The following is a 3,550-nucleotide window of genomic DNA, read 5'->3' as shown; positions in this document are numbered from 1 at the left end:
CAGTTTTCTTAATATCGCTTTGACTTTTGACCAAAAGTTTTCAATAGGAGAGAATTCGGGAGAATAAGGAGGTAAATAGATGAGTCTAGCTTTTTCTTGTTCAATTATTTCTCTGACCATTTCTCCGAGATGAATCTTGGCATTATCCATGATCAGACAGTCTCCTTCTTTAATTTTTGGAAGCACTTCCTTCAGAATAAATCCTTCAAATGCTACCGCATCCACTGCACCGTATATATTGACTGATGCGACAACTTTTTCTAAGCTTGTAGCACTAATTATTGAAATATTTCCCTCTTTTTTGTGGTTTTCTTTCCCGAGATTTTTGGACAATTAAGGCTCTAGCATAGAGTCTCAAAAGGGCTAAATTTACCCCCGATTCATCCATGAAAATTAGTTTTGATTCCTCAATTTCACGCACTTAAGACCAGTAGTCCACTCTTTTTTGCTGTACCCTTTCACTTTCTTTTTCCGCCGCGTGTAGTGTTTTTTTTGAAACTGTAATTGAGTTTTTGCGTAAGCCGCCCCAGGGTGGCTCTACTGACTTTCACTTGTGTCTTTTCATACAGTAAGTCCGATAATTCTTCGAGAGTTGCATCATTGTTAGCTTCGATGATTTCTATTAAAATTATCAGTTGTTCACTATTTAACTTGGTTGGCGGACTTCCCCCTTGCGGAAGAGGACGTATATCTCTTGTTTCTTTATGTTGCTTCAATAACTTCTGAATAAAGCTTTTAGCCACGTCAAATCTCTGGGCTAGTCCTCGAATGGAAATTTTTTCTTTCTTCCAGACATCGATAATTTTTTGGCGAAAATCTACGGAATAGGGTCTCATAGGAAGCTGGCGAATTCTATTATTTGTCTATTTACCCTCCATTGTACCTCATAGATTCAAGAATTGCTATAATAGGGCAGCTTATGAACAAGTGATGCAACTTGTACGGGAATTAGGGAGGTGACAAATGATAAAAACACCCGTTGATTTATACGGTAGAGGTAATGCTACATCTCCCAGAATGGATCGTGTTCGTCCTAACAAAGATATTGCTATCTATGAAAATAATGGGCAAATATGGGTAAAAGAAACCCTTGTTGATGGACAAACACCGGGAGTAATTTCCACCTTTTCCGTTCAGGGAATAGGAAACAACTGGTGGAAACTAGATCGGGGTACTTCTATTCCCAGTGAGCTAGAATTAATTAATGATCGAGGTAATCACTGGTTATGGAAACCCTTATTTCCCATGTCAATAGAAACCTATCAACAAGCTTTAAGGGTAATTGATAAATTTTTTTATCGTGTAAGTTGAGGTAAACTATGAAAACTCTATCATTTAAAGACATCCAATTTATTATCGACGCTCTCGCAGCCCTTCTCAAAAATTATAGTGACCGTATTCAACAACTAGAAGCTCTCGAAAACTACGAAGATGAAGTTTCAGACTTAAGTAATGATTCTCTATTTTTACAAGAATTAATTACTGATTTACAAAATCAACAAACACAAGAATTGTCTCTAATTGTGCCTGAATTTGATTTGAAAAAGATGCCTTTACAAACATTAATTAAACAAGGAAAAACCCTGTCAATTGAGGAAAAATTAATCTTAGTGGAATCTCTAACTTCATCAATCCGCGAAGAATATAAGGCTATCCCAGGTTTGGTGGGTAAAATGTATTCTAAGATACATTCCTCAAGAGCGAGGGAGTGGAAGGAACCACAGAGACACAGAGGACACAAAGATCGATCGATCCTATGTAAGTTAAACTGATCACACAGAACCTAGAAGAGCCAATATAATCTAATGCTAACCTGAAATGAGGAACATAATGATTACTTATTTAGCCACCTTTCATAAAGTCCGTCGGTTGGTTTGAGCGAATCAATAGGTTAAAGAAAACCTCTCAATTTTAAGGGAAAACTAAACCCAACACCTCAATCCGTCTGAAATAGCGATCGCTATTTCGATCCTCTTATTTTTTTTGGGTTTCCTTCTTGATCTTGAGAATGGCAATATCAACTGATTTTGGTAGATAATTGAGATGGGATTTAATCCTTATTCTTCACTTAAATTAAAATCAATTCGTTGATAAATATCCAGCAATGAGATTTGAAAATCCACAGAATTAAACCTTAAAACATCATTCTCTGATTCAGATGCTTTAAACAACCATTCTCCATTATCTTGTTGATAAAATTGTTCCACATAATAACGGTATTGATCGATCAAAATATATTCCTTAAAGTCAGGAATTGAACGATAAAACTTAAACTTATCAGTGCGGTCATAATCTCTGGTTGATTTTGATAAAACCTCGACAATGATTAAGGCATTAGTTACGGTATTTGTGCCTTTTCCTTCATATAATGGTTTGCCTTTAATTACCATGACATCAGGATAAGTATAAAAGCGGTATATTGGCATCCATAACCGGACATCACTAATGAAAGTCCAATAATCTTCATTATTAATCTTAGCTGGAAAATTTTTACAGAAATTCAAAGCAATCAGATTATGATTAGTAGTTGCTCCTACCATGGGAATAATTTCTCCATCTAAATATTCATTTTTGTATTCTGCTGTTTCTTCTAGCTGACAATATTCTTCGGGTGTATAATACCGTTTTTCGATTTGAACTTGCATACTAACCTCCCTTATCTTGGTTAAATTTCCATTCAATAGCAGCCTTACTATTGACTTGTGCTGAACCTTTTTTCCCTAAAGAGATACCAGTTTTACCCCCAACTTGTAAGCCAAATTCTCAAGTAACCTGACTGGGTGGACTTACTTGGGAGATTCCCTGTTTGATCGAAGTTAATAATAATTATACCTAGTCATTGACAATATTAGTGGCTCCTGTTTGAAAAATTTTTGTTCTTTCTTCTTATTATATTCTCGAACTGCATATAAATTTTTACACTATCGGAGGCTTGTATTTCTGTGATTTTTATTAACATTTTATCCTAACCTCAATTTGTGTACAAATATTCATCGTAACCGTTCAGGTGGTGGTTGTCAAGCCGCCATTAGTATTGATTCTCTGGGAGGAATCTCCTGGGGTAGCATAAATTTAGAGGGAGAAGCATTACCTGTCCAAGTGCGAATCGCCGAGTGTCATCAATTCCCACATCAGGTGCCAAGGTAACAAGCCCTAGCTTGAAAAAAAATTTGCTAAGATATATAGCATTTCCTAAGCTAGTGATGTACACCTATTTTTCTTCCCTTTTGCCTCTTGCCTTTTGCCTAAAACCCATAACTTTTGTACATCAGGAGACTGAAAAACGCTATATATAATTAAGTAGGTAGGTATTAAAAACTTTCAGATCCCCCCGCCTATCGACACCCCCTTATTAAGGTAGGGTTGATTCATTCTCCCATCAGAATATCAAAAGTAAAAGCGATCACTATCTTTGTAAAATGAGAAGTGACCGCCAACCTTTCAAATATATGTTGAGCTTAATAGAAAAACTGAAACAAGTCAAGGACTTTCGGAAAGATCAAGGAAAAAGACACCCTTTATGGATAGTATTAGTAGTAATAATACTGGG

Annotated in this window: 3 protein-coding genes and 1 pseudogene; 2 read left to right on the top strand and 2 right to left on the bottom strand. The window is 36.0% G+C overall.

Annotated elements, in window-relative coordinates:
- Positions 1-836 (bottom strand): annotated as a pseudogene (locus ACE1AQ_RS21945) (IS630 family transposase); the annotation flags it as partial.
- A gap of 127 nt (positions 837-963) precedes the next feature.
- On the opposite strand from ACE1AQ_RS21945, the gene ACE1AQ_RS21940 reads away from it, so the two are divergent.
- Positions 964-1,311, top strand: a complete 348-nt coding sequence (locus ACE1AQ_RS21940) for a hypothetical protein (protein ID WP_008203639.1) — start codon at positions 964-966, stop codon at positions 1,309-1,311.
- Positions 1,312-1,319: 8 nt separating this feature from the next.
- Positions 1,320-1,772 (top strand): hypothetical protein, encoded by a 453-nt coding sequence (locus tag ACE1AQ_RS21935; protein WP_008203641.1) that lies wholly within the window; start codon positions 1,320-1,322, stop codon positions 1,770-1,772.
- Between the two features lie 285 nt (positions 1,773-2,057).
- On the opposite strand, the gene ACE1AQ_RS21930 is transcribed toward ACE1AQ_RS21935, so the two are convergent.
- Positions 2,058-2,645 (bottom strand): Uma2 family endonuclease, encoded by a 588-nt coding sequence (locus ACE1AQ_RS21930; RefSeq protein WP_008203643.1) that lies wholly within the window; start codon positions 2,643-2,645, stop codon positions 2,058-2,060.
- Between the last annotated feature and the right edge of the window lie 905 nt (positions 2,646-3,550).

The sequence above is a fragment of the Microcystis sp. BLCC-F209 genome, from assembly GCF_041928595.1.
GTDB lineage: Bacteria > Cyanobacteriota > Cyanobacteriia > Cyanobacteriales > Microcystaceae > Microcystis.
This window is presented reverse-complemented; position numbering and strand designations above follow the sequence as displayed.

Excerpts from the sequence above, each read along its gene's own strand:
- ACE1AQ_RS21935 (WP_008203641.1), top strand. The coding sequence starts at position 1,320 with ATGAAAACTCTATCATTTAAAGACATCCAATTTATTATCGACGCTCTC.
- ACE1AQ_RS21940 (WP_008203639.1), top strand. The coding sequence starts at position 964 with ATGATAAAAACACCCGTTGATTTATACGGTAGAGGTAATGCTACATCT.
- ACE1AQ_RS21930 (WP_008203643.1), bottom strand. The coding sequence starts at position 2,645 with ATGCAAGTTCAAATCGAAAAACGGTATTATACACCCGAAGAATATTGT.